Origin of the sequence: Micromonospora sp. CPCC 205561, assembly GCF_036906775.1 — a bacterium.
In the GTDB taxonomy this organism is placed as follows: domain Bacteria; phylum Actinomycetota; class Actinomycetes; order Mycobacteriales; family Micromonosporaceae; genus Micromonospora.
The window spans coordinates 1-19,260 of the sequence record NZ_JBAKHV010000063.1 but is presented as its reverse complement, the minus strand read 5'-3'; the positions used below and the strand labels follow the sequence as shown (position 1 = coordinate 19,260).

The 19,260-nt window shown below is 73.7% G+C and carries 18 protein-coding genes; 13 read left to right on the top strand and 5 right to left on the bottom strand.

Going from position 1 to position 19,260, the window contains the following annotated elements:
- The first annotated feature begins 229 nt into the window (after positions 1 to 229).
- The 3 genes from V6V16_RS24420 (at position 230) to V6V16_RS24410 (ending at position 4,185) form a co-directional block, all read left to right on the top strand.
- Positions 230 to 1,072 carry an SAM-dependent methyltransferase gene (locus V6V16_RS24420; protein ID WP_334565623.1) on the top strand — a complete coding sequence of 281 codons (843 nt, stop codon included), beginning with the start codon at positions 230 to 232 and terminating at the stop codon, positions 1,070 to 1,072.
- Positions 1,073 to 1,109: 37 nt separating this feature from the next.
- Positions 1,110 to 2,669, top strand: coding sequence for a methyltransferase domain-containing protein (locus V6V16_RS24415; protein ID WP_334565622.1), 1,560 nt, complete (start codon positions 1,110 to 1,112; stop codon positions 2,667 to 2,669).
- A 283-nt stretch (positions 2,670 to 2,952) separates the two neighbouring features.
- A complete protein-coding gene (locus V6V16_RS24410) occupies positions 2,953 to 4,185 on the top strand; it encodes an RNA polymerase sigma factor (protein ID WP_334565648.1) in 1,233 nt (410 codons plus the stop codon).
- A gap of 111 nt (positions 4,186 to 4,296) precedes the next feature.
- On the opposite strand, the gene V6V16_RS24405 is transcribed toward V6V16_RS24410, so the two are convergent.
- Positions 4,297 to 5,874 (bottom strand): MFS transporter, encoded by a 1,578-nt coding sequence (locus V6V16_RS24405; protein WP_334565619.1) that lies wholly within the window; start codon positions 5,872 to 5,874, stop codon positions 4,297 to 4,299.
- 226 nt (positions 5,875 to 6,100) lie between these two features.
- Here V6V16_RS24405 and V6V16_RS24400 point away from each other — a divergent pair, with 226 nt between their 5' ends.
- Positions 6,101 to 6,454, top strand: coding sequence for a YciI family protein (locus tag V6V16_RS24400; protein WP_334565646.1), 354 nt, complete (start codon positions 6,101 to 6,103; stop codon positions 6,452 to 6,454).
- Positions 6,455 to 6,597: 143 nt separating this feature from the next.
- On the opposite strand, the gene V6V16_RS24395 is transcribed toward V6V16_RS24400, so the two are convergent.
- Both V6V16_RS24395 and V6V16_RS24390 read right to left on the bottom strand, forming a co-directional pair.
- Positions 6,598 to 7,176, bottom strand: coding sequence for a dihydrofolate reductase family protein (locus tag V6V16_RS24395; RefSeq protein ID WP_334565617.1), 579 nt, complete (start codon positions 7,174 to 7,176; stop codon positions 6,598 to 6,600).
- Between the two features lie 220 nt (positions 7,177 to 7,396).
- Entirely contained in the window at positions 7,397 to 8,170 is a 774-nt protein-coding gene (locus V6V16_RS24390; RefSeq protein ID WP_334565615.1) for an SDR family oxidoreductase, read from the bottom strand.
- Positions 8,171 to 8,376: 206 nt separating this feature from the next.
- Between V6V16_RS24390 and V6V16_RS24385 the strand changes: the two genes are divergently transcribed.
- The 4 genes from V6V16_RS24385 (at position 8,377) to V6V16_RS24370 (ending at position 12,742) form a co-directional block, all read left to right on the top strand.
- Positions 8,377 to 9,903 carry an FAD-binding oxidoreductase gene (locus V6V16_RS24385; RefSeq protein WP_334565612.1) on the top strand — a complete coding sequence of 509 codons (1,527 nt, stop codon included), beginning with the start codon at positions 8,377 to 8,379 and terminating at the stop codon, positions 9,901 to 9,903.
- Positions 9,904 to 10,243: 340 nt separating this feature from the next.
- A complete protein-coding gene (locus V6V16_RS24380; protein WP_334565610.1) occupies positions 10,244 to 10,375 on the top strand; it encodes a hypothetical protein in 132 nt (43 codons plus the stop codon).
- Positions 10,372 to 11,388 carry an alcohol dehydrogenase catalytic domain-containing protein gene (locus V6V16_RS24375; RefSeq protein ID WP_334565607.1) on the top strand — a complete coding sequence of 339 codons (1,017 nt, stop codon included), beginning with the start codon at positions 10,372 to 10,374 and terminating at the stop codon, positions 11,386 to 11,388. Before V6V16_RS24380 ends, V6V16_RS24375 begins: the two co-directional genes overlap by 4 nt.
- Positions 11,389 to 11,398: 10 nt before the next feature.
- The gene (locus V6V16_RS24370; protein WP_334565604.1) at positions 11,399 to 12,742 is read left to right on the top strand and encodes an extracellular solute-binding protein; all 1,344 of its coding nucleotides are present in this window, start codon (positions 11,399 to 11,401) and stop codon (positions 12,740 to 12,742) included.
- A gap of 201 nt (positions 12,743 to 12,943) precedes the next feature.
- On the opposite strand, the gene V6V16_RS24365 is transcribed toward V6V16_RS24370, so the two are convergent.
- Positions 12,944 to 13,351, bottom strand: a complete 408-nt coding sequence (locus V6V16_RS24365) for a hypothetical protein (protein WP_334565600.1) — start codon at positions 13,349 to 13,351, stop codon at positions 12,944 to 12,946.
- Positions 13,352 to 13,897: 546 nt separating this feature from the next.
- On the bottom strand, positions 13,898 to 14,509 hold the full coding sequence (locus V6V16_RS24360; protein ID WP_334565599.1) for a hypothetical protein: 612 nt from the start codon (positions 14,507 to 14,509) through the stop codon (positions 13,898 to 13,900).
- A 99-nt stretch (positions 14,510 to 14,608) separates the two neighbouring features.
- Here V6V16_RS24360 and V6V16_RS24355 point away from each other — a divergent pair, with 99 nt between their 5' ends.
- The 5 genes from V6V16_RS24355 to V6V16_RS24335 all read left to right on the top strand — a co-directional run bounded on the left by V6V16_RS24355 (position 14,609) and on the right by V6V16_RS24335 (position 19,183).
- On the top strand, positions 14,609 to 15,166 hold the full coding sequence (locus tag V6V16_RS24355; RefSeq protein ID WP_334565597.1) for a DinB family protein: 558 nt from the start codon (positions 14,609 to 14,611) through the stop codon (positions 15,164 to 15,166).
- A gap of 188 nt (positions 15,167 to 15,354) precedes the next feature.
- The gene (locus tag V6V16_RS24350) at positions 15,355 to 16,533 is read left to right on the top strand and encodes a sensor histidine kinase (protein WP_334565595.1); all 1,179 of its coding nucleotides are present in this window, start codon (positions 15,355 to 15,357) and stop codon (positions 16,531 to 16,533) included.
- The gene (locus V6V16_RS24345; RefSeq protein WP_442934148.1) at positions 16,523 to 17,698 is read left to right on the top strand and encodes a hypothetical protein; all 1,176 of its coding nucleotides are present in this window, start codon (positions 16,523 to 16,525) and stop codon (positions 17,696 to 17,698) included. The genes V6V16_RS24350 and V6V16_RS24345 overlap by 11 nt, the downstream gene beginning before the upstream one ends.
- Complete coding sequence (locus V6V16_RS24340) at positions 17,671 to 18,384, top strand: response regulator transcription factor (RefSeq protein WP_334565593.1); 714 nt, start codon at positions 17,671 to 17,673, stop codon at positions 18,382 to 18,384. The genes V6V16_RS24345 and V6V16_RS24340 overlap by 28 nt, the downstream gene beginning before the upstream one ends.
- Positions 18,385 to 18,457: 73 nt before the next feature.
- Positions 18,458 to 19,183: a hypothetical protein gene (locus tag V6V16_RS24335; protein WP_334565642.1), complete on the top strand. Its 726-nt coding sequence runs from the start codon at positions 18,458 to 18,460 to the stop codon at positions 19,181 to 19,183.
- The last annotated feature ends 77 nt before the right edge of the window (positions 19,184 to 19,260 follow it).

Genomic DNA, 19,260 nt, shown 5'->3' with positions numbered 1-19,260 from the left:
GTCTTTTCCTGTGGAGCAGGCTATTCGCTGCGACGAGCCGCCGAGTTCTTCGAGATTGCTCAGTTTGTTGTCCACCAGGTGCCAAAAACGGCCCCCCTTGCGTTATGGGGAACGCCCCGCGCAATCGCCGCGGCGACCGGCGCAACCATGAAGATGCATGCCACCAGCACCGCCGCAACCATTGGTGCGAGGGCTCGGTGGATCCGGTCCCAGCGCGAGAGGAGGGGCCATGGAGAGCCCGACGACCACTGGCGAGATGCCGGAGTCGGACGAGATCGCCGCGATGTTCGACGAGTCGACCGACATGTCGGACGCGTTCAACGACGGCCAGGTGCATCTGGCCTACTGGTACGACGACGAGGACCAGGCCCCGCTGATCGAGGCCTCGCAGCGGCTGACCCGCAAGGTGGCGGATTCGCTGCGGCTACGCGAGGGTGAGCGGGTCCTCGACGTCGGTTGCGGCCTCGGCGCCCCGGCGATCCAGCTCGCCGCCGAGTACGGGGTGCGGGTCACCGGCGTCAACATCAGCACCCGCCAGGTTGCCGAGGCGACCGCCCGGGCCCGGGCGGCCGGACTGGCCGACCAGGTCACCTTCCGCTCCGCCGACTACACCTCGCTGGACTTCCCAAACGGCAGCTTCGACGCGGTGGTCGCGATGGAGGCCCTCGTCTACGTCAGTGACCTCGGGCATGCGCTCAGGGGCCTGCACCGGGTCCTGCGCCCCGGTGGCCGGCTCTCCCTGACCGAGCCCACCCGGGAGGGGCTCGGCGTCGTGGCCGCCAGCCAGTTCGCCGCCAACTTCGGGGCGAAGTGGCTGCTGTCGGTGGCCGAGTGGCTGGACCCGTTGCGCGAGGCCGGCTTCGAGCTGGCGGAGTACCTGCAGTGCGGGCCACGGGTGTTCGGGATGGGCCCCAAGTACCTGCAGGCCGTGGACAGCCGGCGCGACGAGCTGGCCGCCCGGTTCGGCGAGGCGGCCGTCGACGAACTCCGACGGACGCTGGAGTCCTTCTTCACACCGGGGGCGAGCCAGATCGGCTACGCGGTCATCACCGTCCACAAGCCCTGGAACTGACCCGCCAGGACGGCCACCATCTGGGAAAGGACCCTCCATGACCGATTCCACCGTACGAGCGGGCGTCCGTGACCTGCTGGACGCGTTCACCAGCGCGCCGCCCGACCGCCGGGCGGCCGAGTTCCAACGGCTCACCGAGACGGTGTGGCGCGACGGCACGCTCACCGATCGCGCGGCGGCGGCCGTCGGCGACCTGCGGGCGGCGCTCGACCGGGCGCCGGCGGCGCAGCAGGGATACCTGCTGGTGTTGCTGGGTCTGCTGGCCGAGGCGGAGTATCCCGAGACCGGCGGCGAGGTCCACACCGCCGTACGCGCCGGGTTGGAGCGGTACCTCGAACTGGCCCGCGGCCTGACCGGCGACGAGCCGCTGACGTTCGCCCTGCTGTACCTGCTCGGGCACTTCCCCGCCGACCGCGACCGGATCCTGGCCGCGGTGACGGGGGTACGGCTGGCACCGGACGACCGGACCCGGCTGGACCGGTGCTTGCGCGAGCTCGACTACGACGACCCGGACATCGGCCGCTCCTGGCCCTCGCCGTGGGACTGGGGACTGACCGGGCAGGAACGCGACTTCGACCGGCAGTGGATCGCCGGCCTCAGCCGCGAGCAGATCACCCGGACCTGGCACTGGGACACCCGGTCGGTGTACGCGTACATGGGCGCCAAGGCGTACTGGGCGATCCAGCACGGGACGCCCACCGACAAGGCCGTGGGCGCTTCGCAGCCGGCCGTCGCGGCCGGCTCCCCGCAGGAGCTCCCGCCGGAGGCCTACACCCCGCATCTGGAGGCGCTGTGCTGCCCGGACTGCCGTGGCCCGCTCCGGCCCGCCGAGAACCGGCTCGCCTGCCAGGACTGCGGCGCCGGATACGCGGTCACGCGCGGGGTGCTGGACCTGTCCCAGCGGATGCGGCCCGGTACCGGTCGCAGCGACGCCCCGGAGGACGTCGAGAAGGACGTGCTGCAGAACGCCGCGGCGATGAGCGGGATCGGGTTCCACTACGAGAGTGGGATGCGTCCGTCCTTCCTGAGGGTGATGGGCATGAACTGGGACGGTGCCGTGACCCCCGCCGACGAGGACGCGTACCTCACCACGCGCTCCGGCAGTCCGGCCGGGACCGTGCTCGACCTGGCCGCCGGCGCGGGCCGCTGGACCTCGGTGCTGGCCGAGGCGGTCGGCCCGCGGCAGGTGCTGGCGCTGGACCTCAGTGAGGCGATGCTGCTGGACCTGCGTACCCGGCTGCCGCGGATCCCGGCGGTGCGCGCCAGCGCCCTGGAACTGCCGTTCGCCGACGCCAGCCTCGACGGCGTCAACTGCTGGAACGCGTTGCAGGCGATGCCGGATCCGGGACGGGTGATCGACGAGATCGGCCGGTGCCTGCGCCCGGGTGGACTCCTGACGATGATGACCTTCCTGCGGGCGCCCGACCCGGTCTACCGCCACTTCCAGCGGTCCCACCACTTTCCGGGGTGGCCGGACGGGTTCCCGCTGTTCGAGCTGGCGGAGATCCGGGCGTGGCTGGAGCGGGCCGGCCTCGTGGTCCGCCACCAGGCCGCTCCCGGGACGTTCCTGTTCGTCACCGCCGAGCGCCGGGCCTGAGCCCCGCCGGGGCGGCCGAGCGGGGCCGGGGCGCAGGCCCGGGCCCCGCGTCGGCGCTGGTTCCGCTCCCCCGCCGGCGGCGGCGTGGGGGCGCGTCGACCCGGAGAACGTGTTCCGGCGGCACCCCGACGTCCCGCCCGCACCTGCTGACGGCGAGCGGTGGCTGGGCGGGCCACCCGGTATGCTCCCGTGGAGATCGGCTACCCATCGTGTCGGTCCCGGGCGGCCGCAACCATGTCGGGGAGGTTCGGTGCGCACGCACGCGGGGGCGGACTCGCGGATGGTGGAGGTGCTGCGAGAGGCGGCGCCACAGGTGCTCGCGACCCTCCTGAGCCGTTACCGGCAGTTCGAGGCCTGTGAGGACGCCGTGCAGGAGGCCCTGCTCGCGGCCACCATCCAGTGGCCCGACCAGGGGCTTCCGGACAACCCGCGGGCCTGGCTCACCACGGTGGCGGCGCGCCGGCTCGCCGACCAGTGGCACAGCGACCAGGCGCGGCGGCGGCGCGAGGCCACCGCGGTGGCGCTCGGCACGCCTTCCGAGCTGGAGGCACCCGGCCCGGACGAGGGTCCTCCGGATCGGGACGACACACTGATGCTGTTGTTCCTGTGCTGCCACCCCGACCTGTCCCCGCCCTCGCAGATGGCACTGACCCTGCGCGCCTTCGGCGGACTGAGCACCGCCGAGATCGCCCGTGCGCTACTGACGCCGGAGTCGACTGTCGCCCAGCGGATCAGCCGGGCCAAGCAGCGGATCAGGTCCGCCGGCATCCAGTACCCGCTGTCGGGCGAGATGTACACCAGCCGGCTCCGGGTGGTGCTGCACATGCTCTATCTGATCTTCAACGAGGGGTACGCCAGCACCTCGGGGCCGGAGCTGTTGCGCGGCGAGCTGACCCGGGAGGCGATCCGGCTGGCCCGGACGCTGCACGGGCTGCTGCCGGACGACGGTGAGGTCACCGGGCTGCTGGCGCTGATGCTGCTCACCGACGCCCGCAGCCAGGCCCGGACCGCCCCGGACGGCACCCTCATCCCGCTCACCGAGCAGGACCGCAGTCGTTGGAGCCAGCACGGCATCCAGGAGGGCGTGGCGCTGATCACCCGTGCGCTGGGCTCCGGCGGGCCGATCGGCCAGTACCAGTTGCAAGCCGCGATCGCCGCCGTCCACGCGGAGGCGGCGCGGCCGCAGGACACCGACTGGCGCCAGATCCTGGCGCTGTACGAGCTGCTAGAGAAGACCTCACCCAACCCCATGGTCACGCTCAGCCGAGCCGTGGCGGTGGCGATGGTCCGCGGTCCCGAGGAGGGGTTGGCGCTGCTGGCGCCGCTCGACAAGGACAAGCGGATGCGGGATCACCACCGCTTCCACGCGGTGCGCGGGCACCTGCTGGAGATCGCCGGAGACCTCAACGCGGCCCGGGACTGCTACCAGGTGGCTGCGCGGCGTACCAACAGCGTGCCCGAGCAGCGCTACCTGGCCCGCCGCAGTGCCCGGCTCGACGGCTCCGCGTCTCGGTAGCGGCGACGACCCGCGCCCGGCTCGCGGTTGCCTGGGAGCCGACGCCCCCGCTTGCGGGCCCGCCCCCGGTGAGTCGTCGGATCCGACGGCGCCGGGGGGCGGGCCCGGCCGCTACCGGGTCGGCGCCGGCTGCGCACCCGCTCCGGCCTCGTCCGCGGCCTCCGTGGCGTCCGCTCCATTGGCACCGTCACCGCGGAACGTGACGATGAGGGCCAGGATCAGGGCCACCAGCACCACGGCGGCGATCACGGCCACGACGTTCAGCCCACTGGTGAACGCGTCGCGCGCCAGGGCGATCAGCCCCGGATCGCCGCCGACCGTGGCACCACCGATCGTCTCGCGGGCGCTCTCGGCCAGCTCCGGCGGGTAGGCGCCGAGGTCGGCGTCGGCCATCTGGCCGCGGTAGACGGCGGCCCCGGCGCTGCCCAGCAGTGCCAGACCCAGCGACGACCCGAAGAGGTTGCTGGTCTCGGACATCGACGCCGCGGCGCCGGCCCGCTCCGGCGGGGCGGAGCCGACCACGATCCCGGTGCCGAGCGCGAACAGCGGCCCGATGCCGAAGGCCACCACGGCGATCGACGCCACCACCCCGATCAGCCAGCCGCTGGTGCCCGCCTGGGTGAGCACCACCAACGCGATCGCGGAGCCGGTCACCCCCAGAATGATCACGGACCAGGGTCGCAGGCCGCGCACCATCACCGGCGCGAGCAGGCTGCCCGCCGCGATGCCCAGGCCGGTGAACGACATCCAGAGCCCCGACTCGCCGGGCGAACGGCCGGCGACGCTCTGGATGTACTGGGCGGTGAACATGCTCATCCCCGCGAACGCGCCGGAGCCGACGAGCATCGCGGGCAGTACCACCCGGATCTTCCGCTGGCGGAGCAGACGCAGGTCCAGCAGGGGGTTGGGCAGGCGGAGTTGCCGTCGGATGAAGAGGTACGCGATGGCCAGGCCGACCACGATGGCGCCCACCGCCACCGGTAGGTCGCCGTCGCTGGCGGCGAGGTTCTTGATGCCGTAGATGATCGGCAGAATGGCCGCCAGCGACAGCGCCACGCTCGTCAGGTCGATCCGACCGACCACGTCCGGGTTGCGGTACTCCGGCAGCAGCAACGGCCCGGCGACCAGCAGCACCGCCATCACCGGCACCGCCATCAGGAACACCGACCCCCACCACCAGTGGTCCAGCATGACCCCACCGATCACCGGCCCGGTCGCACCGCCACAGAACATGCAGGTCGCCCAGACGGAGATCGCCACGCCGCGCTGCCGGTCGTCCCGGAACATGTTGCTGATCAGCGCCAGGGTCGACGGCGACATGGTGGCCGCCGCGACACCGAGCAGGGCACGGGCGACGATCAGCATCTCCGGGCTGGTCGAGTACGCCGCGAAGACCGACGCGAGGGTGAACCCGCCGGCGCCGAGCAGCAGCAGCCGGCGGCGGCCGATCCGGTCGCCCAACGTCCCCATCGTTATCAGGAAACCGGCGAGCAGGAACAGGTAGATGTCGGTGATCCAGAGTTGCTGACTGCTGGTGGCCCCGAGGTCGGCGCTCAGATGCGGCAACGCCAGAAAGAGAACACCGATGTCGAATGCCACCAGCAGGGTGGCGACGGCCAGTACGGCCAGGCCGATCCACTCTCGGCGCCCGGCGCGTTGGTTCGGCGCGGCCGAAGTCGCGTTCTGCATACGAGTCTTTTCCTCTCCGCACGAGCCTCAGTTGGACGAGGCACTGCATCCGTATCCGTAGGTTGGTCGGAGCTGGCCTGGCATTTTCGACATGTGCCGAGGTGCGACGGCCGCGGAGCGGCCCGCGGTGCGCGTTGCCCGTGCACTGGGGCGCCCGTACAATTCGCACGACCTGTCCGGTATGTGGACCGCACCAGGGGAAGCCAAGGAGTCCAGATTGAAGTACATGCTGCTCATCTACAACGACCCCGCCGCTATGGAGCGACTCTCCAAGGACGAGCAGGAAAAGGTCATGGCGGAGGTCGGCGGGATCATGGAGGAGCTCAACGCCAACGGCGAACTGGTCGGTGGCGACGCCCTGGCGGATGCTTCCCAGACCCGGACGGTACGGGTCGTCGGCGGCGCGGTGGCGACGACCGACGGTCCGTTCGTGGAGGTGAAGGAGCACCTGGCGGGCTACATCATGGTCGACGTGGCCAGCATGGAGCGGGCGGTCGAGATCGCCACGCGGTGGCCGGACGCCCGTACCGGCGCGATGGAGGTACGCCCCGTACTCGACACGGTGGCCGCCGACGAGTAGCCGGTCTCCTCCCACGAGCGAGCCGTGAGCCGCGAGCCCGGGAGGAACACCGCGTTCGTCACCTCGTCCGGCTCAGGGAGCCTGCCTCGGATGTGGCCCTCCGCGGCGGCGGTGCCCGGGCCGGCACCGCCGCCGCGGGGCGGTCAGCCCGCCTGCTCCTCGCGAGCGGGCTGGTAGTGCAGGATGGCCACCCGTGAGTCGACCGTCCGGGCGTCCACCAGCCGAAGGTTGACGCGCTGCTCCGGCTCGCGGAACAGCGGGTTGCCGCCGCCGAGCACGACCGGCTGCACGGCGATGTGGTACTCGTCGATCAGGCCCAGCGCGGTCAGCGCGGCCGGCAGCCGGGAACCGCCGCTGAGCAGCATGTCCTTGCCGGGCTGCCGCTTGAGTGCGGCCACCTCCTCGGCCAGGTCGTCGCCGATCACCCGGGTGTTCCAGTCGGCCTTCTCCAGGGTCCGGGAGAACACCACCTTCGGGGTCTCGCGCCAGATCGGCGCGAACTTCAGGTCGTGCTCATCGTCCGACATGGACTCCGCCTGTGGCCAGTAGCCGGCCATCATCTCCCACACGCCCCGGCCGTACAGGAAGGTGTCGGCCCGTTCGTGCAGGCGGTCGCTGTACTCACTGAGCTGCGGGCCGACCGGCGCCCAGTCGAACTCCCCGTTCGGCCCGTCGACATATCCGTCCGCCGACGCCATCACCCACTGGATGATCTTCCGCATTGGCGTCATCCCTCCTCTGCTGTAGCTGGATCCGTCCGGGGACCGGACACCGCCAGTGCGGGCACTGCGGGCGGGCCCCCTTAGTAACTCGGAGCCGCCCGGGTTTTCTCGACATCCAGCAGTCAGCAGTCAGGAGGAATCGTCTCCGCACCCGCCCTCGTCAGGTGGGTGCGGCACGGCCGGAGGTGGGCCGCGGGCGCGCGGACCGCGTCCGGCGCGGTCAGTGGTGGTACTCGCCGCCGTTGACGTCGAGGCACTGCCCGGTGATGGCGCGGGCCAGGTCGGAGGCCAGGAACAGCACCGCGTTGGCCACCTCCGCCGCCTCCGGCAGCCGGCGCAGGTCCAGGTTCGCCGCGGTCTCCTGGTAGACCTGCTCGGTGGTCACGCCACGCTCGTTCGCCAGGTGGTCGTAGTACTGCCGCAGCGGCGCGGCCCAGATGTTGCCCGGCACCACGACGTTGACCCGGACACCCCGGGGACCCAGCTCGGTGGCGAGCGTCTGGGCCAGGGCGATCAGCGCGCTCTTGGTCATCTTGTACGCGCCGAAGCCGGGCCGGGACAGCCGGGCCGCCACGGAGCTGACCATGACGATCGAGCCACCGGTCGCGGCCAGGTGGTCGGCCGCGAGTTGGGTCAGCCGCAGCGCGCCGAAGACGTCGGTGTCCATCTCCGTGTGCACGGCGGCCGGGTCGACCTCGGCCAGCGGAACGAGCGGGGGCACCGCGAACGCGTTGTTCACCAGCACGTCCACCCGACCGAAGGTCTCCACCGCGGAACGCACGAGGTGGCTCGCCGCGGCCGGGTCGGTGATGTCCGTCGGCACCACGAGCGCCTTGCGGCCGGCCTGCTCCACCTCCGCGGCGACCTCTTCCAGGACGGCGTTGCTCCGGGCGGCGAGCACCACGTCGGCACCGGCCCGGGCCGAGCCCACCGCGACCGCGCGGCCGAGACCGGGCCCCACCCCGGAGACCACCACAATCTTGTCCTGCAGCATCGGCAACTCCTCGGCTCGTCTGCTCCCGGCTCGCGCCCTCGTTCGGCGCCTCGGCGACCCGACCCATCGTGGCAGCGCCGACGCGCCGGCACGTCTCTCAGGTTGCGCGACAGCGGTGGCGGCACCGGCCGCGCAGCCGGCACGCTGGAAGATGCGGCCGGTTCCGGCGGGTGTGAATCTCGGGTGGACCGCCTTGGGAGGACGTCATGATCGAAGAGCAGACGCACGGGCCACCGTTGGACGCCTCCACCGTCACACCCGCCGACCCCCGATACCAGGGCCTGGTGGAGGGATACAACCACCGGTTCACCGGCCGGCCGGAGTACGTCCGGCTCGCGGGTACCACCGCCGAGGTGGTGGAGGCGCTCGACGAGGCCGTCTCCACCGGCCGGCGGATCGCGGTGCGCAGCGGCGGCCACTGCTTCGAGGACTTCTCCGCCTCGCCCGACATCGCGGTGCTGCTGGACCTGTCGCCGATGACCGGCGTGCGGTACGACCGCCGGCTGCGCGCGGTCGAGGTGGAGGCCGGTGCCACGCTCGGCCGGGTCTACCCCGCGTTGTACGACGCCTGGGGCGTGACGATCCCGGGCGGTACCTGCTTCGAGGTGGGCATGGGCGGTCACGTGACCGGTGGCGGGTACGGCCACCTGTCCCGCCGGGACGGGCTGGTCGTCGACCACCTGTACGCGGTGGAGGTGGTGGTGGTCGGCCCGGCCGGCAGGGCCGAGGTGCTGGTGGCCACGCGTGAACCGGACGACCCCCACCGGGGGCTGTGGTGGGCGATGACCGGCGGCGGTGGCGGCAACTTCGGTGTGGTGACCCGGTTCTGGCTGCGCAGCCCGGACGCGGACGGCGCCGACCCGTCCCGGCTGCTGCCCCGGGCGCCGGAGCGCATCCGGCGCCGCGACGTGCTCTGGTCATGGGACGGGATGAGCGAGGCCGCACTCGCCCGGCTGATCGGAAACTACTGCGGCTGGCTGGAGCAGAACAGCGCGGTCGGATCGCCGGCCACGAACCTTTGGAGCAATCTCATCGTCATGCACCGCTCGGCCGGTACCGTCACCATGACGGCCGTGGTGGACGACGCGGCCCCCGACGCGGAGAAGCTCCTGGAGGGCCAGCTCCAGGCGATCGTCGACGGCACCGGCCTGACGACGTCGAGCGACGCGCAGGACGTGGTGCCCTGGATGGCCTCCTGGATGCCGTCCTACAGCTGGCCCAACGATCCGCAGGGGCGCTACAAGCACAAGGCGGCCTACCTGCGGCGGTGCCCCACCGACGGCCAGCTCGCCACGATCGCCCGCTACCTCGGCGACACGAGCTACGCCAACCCGATGGCGGCCGTGGTACTGACCGCGTTCGGCGGCCAGGTCAACGCGGTGCGCCCGGACGCCACCGCCAGCGCGCAGCGCGACAGCGTCGTCAAGGCCTCCTACAGCACGGGCGGTTGGCACTCCCCGGACGACGACGAGCGGCACATCGACTGGGTCCGCCGGTTCTACCGGGACGTGTACGCCGACACCGGCGGGGTGCCGGTGCCCGGCGCGGTCAGCGACGGGTCGTACATCAGCTACCCCGACGGGGACCTGGCCGATCCGGCGTGGAACACCTCCGGCGTGCCCTGGCACACGCTGTACTACAAGGACAACTACCCGCGCCTGCAACGGGTGAAGCAGCGGTACGACCCGCGCGACGTGTTCCGGCACCGGCTGTCGGTCCGGCCGCCGGCCTGACTGTCGCGTGACAGACGACCGTCCGGGAGAGCCCGTGGTGCGCTCTCCCGGACCGTCGTTCCCCGGGGCTGGCGGTGCGGGGTCGCGGCGTGTCGGGCGGCAGGCCGCGGGCCTGCGGGCCCTGGTGGTGGCACGGGGGCCGCGGGTCGACCCGTCGGCTACGCGATCCGCGCGGCACCGGCGCATCCCAGCATCACACCGGATCACCGTCCGGGCTTCTTCGGCGATGCGCCGTGACAGGGCAATCGTGGAGGTGCCGGGGCGCCCCCGCGGAGGGCAGATTGCGAAGAGATCCGTTCCACGTATCCGTTCCCTGTGACCGCGATTGCCGAGGTTCGCCATGAGACGTCGCTGCCCTGTCGTGATCGACCCGGCCGACCCGGACATCCACGCCCAGGACGCGAGCACCCCCGCGGGCGGGCCGGTCCGCGGGCTGGACACGCTGCCGGTGCCGCTCAGGGGGGAGCGGTGAGGGCCGCGGTGGTCGCCCACCCGGGCGCACCCTGGGAGATCCGCGACGTGCCGACCCCGCAGCCGGGTCCCGGTGAGGTGCTGATCCGGGTACGGGCCAGCGGGGTCTGCCACAACGACGTCTGGCTGACCAACGGCGTCTACCCGTTCCCGCCGATCGCCCCGATGATCACCGGGCACGAGCCGGCCGGCGAGGTCGTGGCGGTCGGCGCGGGCGTCACCAACCGGGCGGTCGGTGACCGGGTCGGCGCCACCTGGGTCCAGGACGGCTGCGGAGCGTGCGACTACTGCGCGCTGAAGCTGCCGGTCACCGGGCAGACGGCGATGTACTGCGCCGCCCCGGTGCTGACCGGGATGACCAGGCAGGGAGGTCACGCCGAGTTCGTGGCGGTCCGTGCGGACAGCACCGTACCGATCCCCGACGGGGTCTCCTACCAGCAGGCCGCTCCGATGCTCTGTGCCGGCTACACGGCGTTCAGTGCCCTGCGCGCGGCCGAGCCGCGCCCGGGCGACCGCGTCGCCGTGCTCGGCATCGGCGGCCTCGGGCATCTGGCGATCCAGCTCGCCCGTGCGCTCGGCCACGAGGTGGTCGCGATCACCCGGTCCCCGGACAAGCACGGGACCGCCCGCGCCCTCGGCGCGACCGCCGTGGTGCGCGACGGCGCCGAGCTACGCGCCGCCGGCGGCGCCGACGTCGTGCTGGTCACCGGGACGTCCTATCCGGCCGGGGCGGACGCGTTGCACGGCCTGCGGGTGAACGGGCGGCTGGTACTGGCCTCCATCGACCCGGCCGGCAGTTTCGCCATCAGCCCCGGGGCGCGGTTCTTCGCCAGCGGTCACCGGATCTCCGGGGCCGGCCACGACGGCCTGCACCACCTCGCGGAGGCGCTCGACCTGGTCGCGTCCGGCCAGGTCAACCCCGCGGTGGAAACCTTCGACCACGCCGACGTGGCCGAGGCCGTCGACCGGGTGGATCGGGGACAGGTCCGTTTCCGCGCGGTCGTCACCTTCTGAGGACGAGATGATGAGACAGCACAGCGACAGCCGGACCGTCGTCACCATGTGGATGCCGCACTATCCGGTGATGCCCTGGTTCATGCGCCGGGTGCGGGAGACGGCCACCGCCTTCGAGGCGGCCCACCCCGACTACCGGATCCAGGTCGAGGGGTACGACTGGCTCGAACTGCCCAACGCCGTGCACCGGGCGGCCGCGACGGACACGGCGCCGGCGATCGCCCAGTACTTCTACACCTCGACGCAGGAGGCGTACGACACCAGGAGAGCCGACGGGGCACCGCAGTTCACCTCGGTCGAGCGGGCGATCGCCGGGCGCACGGAGATTCTCGGTGAACCGGTCGTCCTCGCCGACCTGCTGCCCGCGGCCCGGGACTACTACGTCTACGACGGCGCGGTGGCCGCCATGCCGCCGCTCACCTCGACGACCCTGCTGTACGCCAACACCACCCTGCTCGCCGCCGCCGGGATCACCGAGGTTCCCCGGACCTGGCACGAGATCGAGGTGGCCTGCAAGGCGGTCGCGGGTCTGCCCGGCGGACCGGCGCACGCGATCACCTGGCCCAACCACGGCTGGCTGTTCCAGCAGTCCGTGGCCCAGCAGGGCGGCCTGCTCGCCGACCACGACAACGGCCGGGCCGGCCGCGCCCGGACCGTCGACCTGGCCTCCGACGAGATGATGGCGTACGTCCGCTGGTGGCAGCGGCTGCACCGGGACGGCCACTACCTCTACCAGTACGGCGAGAACGGGGCCGACTGGGCAGCCAACTACCAGGCGTTCGCCGAGCGACGGGTGGCCTTCGTCCTGAGCACGTCGGTCGAGGCGACGCGGATGGTCCAGGCGGGGCGCCAGGGCGGCTTCGAGGTCCGGGCCTGCCGCATGCCGTACAACGGTGAGGTGCCGTACGCCGGCAACGTGATCGGCGGCGACGCGTTGTGGCTCTCGGACGGCCTGGACCCGGTGACCCGGGACGGCGCGCTGGCGTTCATCCAGTTCCTGAGCAGTCCGGCGAACGCCGCCGCCCGCCACCGGGAGACCAACTTCGTCCCGGTGACCCGGGGAGCCGTCGAGCTGCTCGACGAGCAGGGCTGGTTCGCGGAGAACCCGCACCACTGGACCGCCGTGGAACAGCTGGCGGCCAACGACGGCACACCGGCCGGCCGCGGCGCGCTGCTCGGCGACTTCGCCGGCATCCAGACCGTGATGACCAGGGCCATGCACGACGTGCTGGCCGGCGGCGCGCCCGCCGACGCCCGGTTCCGGCAGGCCACCGGCGAAGCGCAGCGCCTGCTGGACGACTACGACGACTACTGCCGCGGCCGGCGGCCGCGCGGGCGCATCCAGATCCACTGAGCCACGCCACGGGCGGACGGCCGGGCCCCGGGCTGGCCAGCCGAAGCCCTCGACCGCTGCGGAGCTGGAACGATCGAGGGCTTCGGCGTGTCCGCCGGGCGTCGCGCCGTCGGCCCCCCTCGTCGCCGACGGCGCTGGGGCCCGGCCGGACCGAACGAAGCGGTCAGGCGTACGGGGCGCCTCGGCGCTCTGCCGGAGCGGTCACTTTCCGCCCGGCCCGTCCGTGTACACCCAGTCGCCGCAGTAGCTGTCCCCGCCGGGCGGTTCGCACACCCGCAGGGCGATCGCGTAGTACGGGGTCTTGGTCAGGTCCTTCTTCGCGCACCCGTTGTTGGCTCCGTCGCTGTCCCTGACGGTCCAGTAGGCGCCCGGTCCCGCGTTGCCGGCGAGGTACTGGGTGTAGGCGCTGATGCCGTCGTCCTCGCCGTCGCAGGCGACGATCGTGTCCTCGTTGACGCCGATGCTGCGGCCCCAGTTCTTGCCGTAGGTGGCCACCGCACTCGTCGCCTCCGCGGGCGACGCCACTCCGAAGGCGGCCGTGGCCGCCACGACGAACGACAGTGCCGCGGCCCTCCTCGGTCCGCTCATCGCCATTGTCCGCTTCGACACATGATCCTCCTCGCGGTGGTAGGTAAGCCGGCACCTGACCCGTGGCTGACGGCAGGGCCGCCGGGCACCGTCCACTCTGCGGTGGGATCCGGCGGGGGTCGAAGGATTCGAGCCGGCTCGAATCGAGCGCGACGACGTACGGTCGAAGCTGTGGTCCGGCTGGTTCTCGGGGTGCAGACGTCGAGCCGCACCCGGCTGTCGGTCTCGCCGGTCATGGAGGCGGTGGCGTGGCTGAGGCTGGCGGCGACCGGCCGGCGGCCCCGCGCGGTTCTGGCGCGAGACGCTGCGTGACGACTGGCCGTCGTCGGAGACGGTGCTGGACCGGGACATCGCCGAGCGGTCGAGGGTCCCGGCCGCAGGCGCTCGCTCGCCGACGTCCCGAGGGCCACGACGTCGAGTGCCCTCGCGGAGCTGTCCCACGACGAGGACCGTGCCGTCGCGCTCACCGCGACGTACGTCAGGAAGTTGCGCGACGCGCGATGACGGGCCCGCGTGCGGAGACCCGCCCGGTCACCGGCCGCTGGTCCGGGCCCCGGTCCGAACCGGTCATCCGAGCCGGACGTCGAGGGGCGGGAAGTCGTACCAGCTCAGCTCGAAGGAGGACCCGGCCACCGGCGCCACGGGGAAGACGCCCCAGCTGTCCACCCGCGCACCGGGCGGGATGCTGAAGGACTCACCGGCCCGCGTCGCGGCGCACCAGGTGGACTCGGGGCGCACCCGCCGACCGTCGGACAGGACGATTTGCGAGGAGGTCCGGTCGACCTCGACGGTCGGGCAGCTCACCGGCCACGGGAGCGTCGAGCCGTTGCGGTAGGTGAGGTTCAGCCGGAGCCCGCCGCCGGTGATCTCGGCGCTGACCAGCGTGACGGTCAACCTCGCCTGCTCGTAGACCAGCTCGTCCAGCCGGTAGGTGCGGGCCGCTGGCTGCTCCTTCGTCGGCGGCCGCGACGGGCCGGGGCCGGCGGCCGACGGACCCGTCGACGGGCCACCGGTGCCGCCGGCGGCCGTGGTGGTGGCGGCGGCCGGTCCGGACGTGCCCGGGTCCGTCGGCCCGGACGACCTGCGGTCGGCCAGGTACCAGCCGCCGAGGGTACCGATGACGGCGAGGCACGCCGTCGCAGCGATGACGGCCAGCAGGCCGGCGTACCTTCTCGTCACGGTGGGCTCCCGGCGGCGGTGAGACGGTGACGGCGCGAAGGTAGCACCACCTGTCCAGTTCCGGCGGTACGTCGTGGGTGCGGCGTAGCGTCGCAGGGCATGGACGTCGACTGGAACGGTGAGCTGCTCGACCAACTCGACTGGCACTGGCGCGAACAGGCCCGCCCGCGCCTCGACGGGCTGACCGACGCCGAATACCACTGGGAGCCCGTCGCCGATGCCTGGGGCGTCCGGCCGCGCGGGCGGAGCACCGCCCAGATGGCGGTCGGGCAGGGCGACCACGTGATCGAGTTCGCGATGCCGCAGCCCGAGCCCGCGCCCGTCACCACGATCGCCTGGCGGCTCGGGCACCTCGTCGTGGGGGTGTTCGGCGCCCGTGTCGCCGCCCACTTCGGCGGTCCCCCGGTCGACTACGGCTCCTTCGCGTACGCCGGCACCGCCGACGCGGCGCTGACGCAGCTCGACGAGGCGTACGCCCGCTGGGTCGACGGGGTGCGCGGCCTCGGCCCCGACGGTCTGGCGCGGCGGTGCGGCCCGGCGGAGGGCCCGTACGCGGACCGTTCGCTGGCGACGCTCGTGCTGCACATCAACCGGGAGGCCGTCCACCACCTCGCCGAGGTGGCGCTGCTGCGCGACCTGTACCTGCGGCTCGGCTGACCCGGAGGGCGGCGCCCGGAGCACCGGGCGGCTGCCGGCGGCGGCCCGACCGGGGAGGGCGGGGCTGACGTACGGCCGACACGGCGCGCACCGAGGGTGATCGCCGGGGTGCCCGTGTTATTCTCCGGCGTCAATCTCGCCGTGCGGACCCGGACCGGGTCGTTGTCGCAGAAGGACGCTTCCTCCCGATGCCGGCCGTCACCGCCCCGAGCACCCCCCCGTCCACGCTGGACACCCCGGCCGGCGGCGCGTTCGCCCTCATCTTCACCACGCTGCCGGCGTTGCTGCGGCTCACCTGCGGCCTGGTCGGCGCGGTGGTCGCCCTGTCGGTGCGTACGGTGCCCGTCGAGCCGGCGCTGCTGGTCCCGGCCGTCGCGGCGCTGACCGCCTGGTCGCTCTGGTACGCGTTCCGCGCGCTGCGCCACGGCGTCGGCCTGCCGCTGATGGCCGGCGACGTGCTGGGGACGGCCGCCGCCTGTGTGGCCATTCCCGTGCTGGTGGCGCCGGAGGTGCTCCCCGGCGAGGGGAGCTGGGTCGCGGTGCTGGCCAGCACCACGGTGATCAACGCGCAGGCCACCGCCCCGGCGCGCTGGTCGGTTCCGGCGGGGCTGCTGGTCACCGCCGCCTACGCGGTCGGCGCGCACTCCGCCGGCCAGCCGGACGAGGCGACCGCGCACGCCGCGACGCTACTGGTGCAGACCGCCTGCGCCGCGCTGATGACCGCCATCATGCGGCGGCGCATCGGCCGGGCCGACGGCGCCTTCGTCGCGCACCAGCGACTCACCCGCGAGGCGCTGGTCGCCCGGACCGCCCGGGAGGCGGAGCGGTTGCAGAACCGGGACCTGCACGACACCGTACTGGCGACCCTGACCATGGTCGGACTGGGCGCGGTCGCCGGCCCGTCCGCCGCGCTGCGCGAGCGGTGCGCCGCCGACCTGCGTACCCTCGTCGCGCTGGCCGACGCGCGGTCCGCGCCCGCCGACGGGCCGGTGCCGCTCGACGAGCGGCTGCGGGCGGTGCGCGCCCGCCTGCCGGAGCTGCCGGTCACCACCGACCTGGCGTCCTGCGCGGTGCCGGCGCCGGTGGCGGAGGCCCTCGCCGAGAGCGCCTACGCGGCGCTGTCCAACGTGGCCCGGCACGCGCCCGGCGCGACCGCCGCGCTGCGGTCGGCCCGGCTGGACGGCGCCGTCGTGGTCGAGGTCGCCGACGACGGTCCCGGCTTCGACCCGGCCACCGTCCCGGCGCACCGGTACGGGCTGCGCGAGTCGATACGCGGCCGGATGGCCACCGTCGGCGGGCGGGCCGAGATCCACGCCCGCCCCGGCGCCGGCACCCGGATCCGGTTGGAGTGGCCCGGTGTCGACTGAGACGACGACCGCGCCGGCGGGCGCGGTGCCGGCAGCCCGTACGCCCGACGCGGGCCGGCCCCCGGCGGACGCGGTGGCCGCCGTGGCCACCGCCTCCGACCGCGGCGCCCGGATCGTGGCGGTGGTCATCGCGCTGGCCTGGCACGCGGCGATCGCGCTGCCGGCGGCGCTCGGCGCGCGGGCGGAACTCGCCGCGCCGGCGGTGGTCCTCGCCGGCTGGCTGCTCGTGGCGGCGGTCGGGGCGCTGGCCGGCGTCCGGCTGCTGCGCGGCGCGCCGCTGCCGGCCTGGCCGGTGACCGTGCTGCTGCTGGTGGTCGACGCGGTGGTCTTCGCCGCGGCCGGCGACGGACAGCTCTTCACCGCCGCGAACTGGGTCTGGGGCACCCTCGGCTGGTTCTTCGTGGTGGCGCTCTGGGGGCGGGCGGCGGCCGGGCTGCTCGCCGTGCTGGGCGCGCACGCGCTTATCGCGCTGGCCGGGGTGCTCGGTCACGGCGCGACCGCCCCCGCCGACCTGGCCCGGTACGCGATGTACGTCTACGGCACCTCGACGCTGCCGGTGGCGGTCTTCGTGGGCAGCACGGCGATCGCGCGGCTGGCCAGGCAGCGGGCCGGCGCGGCGGCCGCGGCCCACGCCGTGCGGGCCGAGCGGGATGCCGCCGAACGGGCCCGGCGCGAGCGGAGCGCCCGCCTCACACTGGTCAGCGGCGCCGCCGAGGAGGTGCTCGCCGAGCTGGCCGACGGCCGGGCCGACCCGGCCGATCCGGACGTGCAGCGGCGGGCGGTGCTGGCCGCCGCCCGGCTGCGCCGGCTCATCGCCGAGTCCGACGACGTGCCCGACCCCCTGCTGCACGAGCTGCGGGCCGCCGTCGACGTGGCCGAGCGCAACGGGCTGCCCATCGACCTGGTGACGATCGGCAGCCCGCCGCCGCTCCCCGTCGAGGTGCGTCGCGGGCTGACCGACCCGCTCACCGCGACGCTGGCCGACGCCCGGGAGTGGGCCCGGCTGACGGTGGTCGCCGACCACGACGAGGTGGTGGTCGGCCTGGTCACGCCCGACCGGCCCGGCCCCGACACCGGCGGACCACCTGACGGGGACGGGCGGGTCGAGTACCTCTACGAGCGGGACGGGGAGATCAGATGGGCGCAGACCCGGTGGCGGCGTTGACCGGCGGGCGGCCGGTCGGCGTGGCGATCGTGGACGACCATCCGGTGGTCATCGAGGGGGTCCGGGCCTGGCTGTCCACCGAGCCGCGGCTGCGGGTGCTGGCGACCGGCGACGACCCGGACGTGGTGCTGCGGGCCGCCCCGGACGCCGACGTGGTCCTGCTCGACCTGCGGCTGCACGGGCGGATGGTGCTGGCCGAGCTCGCCGAGCTGAGCGCGGCCGGCCGGCGGGTGGTGGTCTACTCCGAGCACAGCGACCCGGCGACGATGCTCGCCGCCCTCGACGCCGGGGCGGTGGCGTTCCTCGCCAAGCACGAGGGACGGGAGCACTGCGTGGCCACCGTGCTGGCCGCCGCCAGCGACCGCCCGTACGTTCCGCCGGCGCTCGCCGGGGCGATCGTGGGCGACCGCCGGCCGGACCGGCCCGCCCTGTCCGACAAGGAACGCGAGGCGCTGCTGCTGTGGTTCCAGTCGATGTCGAAGGCCTCGGTGGCCCGCCGGATGCGGATCAGCGAGCACACCGTCAAGCAGTACGTCGACCGGGCGCGGATCAAGTACACCCGGGCGGGGCGACCGGCCGCCACGAAGGCGGCGCTGCTCGCCCGGGCGATCGAGGACGGCCTAGTCCGGCCGGAGGAGATCGGCATCTACCGGTCACAGGCCTCCGCCGACCGGCCGACCCCCTAACGGGCGTCATGACAGCTGGCCGGGGGGCGGCGAGGCTCGTACCAAGATGCCGTCTGCACCGGAGGTCATGACGATGCACGATGACGCGTCCCCCTTCTTCATCGCCCCGCACCGGTTCGATGCCGACGACGACGTGGCCCCCACGGTGGACCGTCGGCACGAACTGGTCCTTGAGGTCGAGGAGCGGGTGCTCTCCCGGCACCTGCTGCACGCCTCGGGTCACCTGCTCGGCCCGACGGAGTCGCGGCGGCGGTGGGCGCTGCCCGAGCCGGTCACGGTCACCGTCACCGACCGGCGGATCGCGTACGTCGGCGGCGGGCCGCAGCTCGCCCTGGTCGACGGGGCCGGCGACGGCGCGCGGCACCGCCGGGGCGTCCGGCTGCCGGGCCTGGTGACCGGTCAGATCCGCTGGCAGTGGCCGTCCCGGCTGGAACTGCTGCCAAGCGGGCCGGGTGAGCGCCCCCGCCTGCTGGTGGTCTGCGACGCGCTGCGCACCATCCAGCAGCCGGCCCTCGGCCTCACCGGCCCCGCCGAGGAGATCACCGAGCTGACCCGCCGGGTGCGCCGGGCGGTGGCCGGGTTCCGGCTGGCCCACCCGGAGCTGGTGGACCTCTCGCCGCCCGAGCGGGACGTGCTGGCGGTGCGGGCCGGGGCCGGGCCGGGCGCCGGCGAGGCCCGGATCACCCTGCCCGGGTCGCTGCCGGTCGAGTTCCACTCGCGGGACGACTACTACCGGCCGGGGCGCTTCGACCGCGGGTGGCACGGGCCCGCGGCCGGCGCGGCATCCGGGCACCGGTGAAGTCGAGGGCGCGGGCGGGCGCCCCCGGCGCCGGCCCGCGGCCCGTGGCCGCCGCGGCCCGTGGCCGCCAGGGCCGG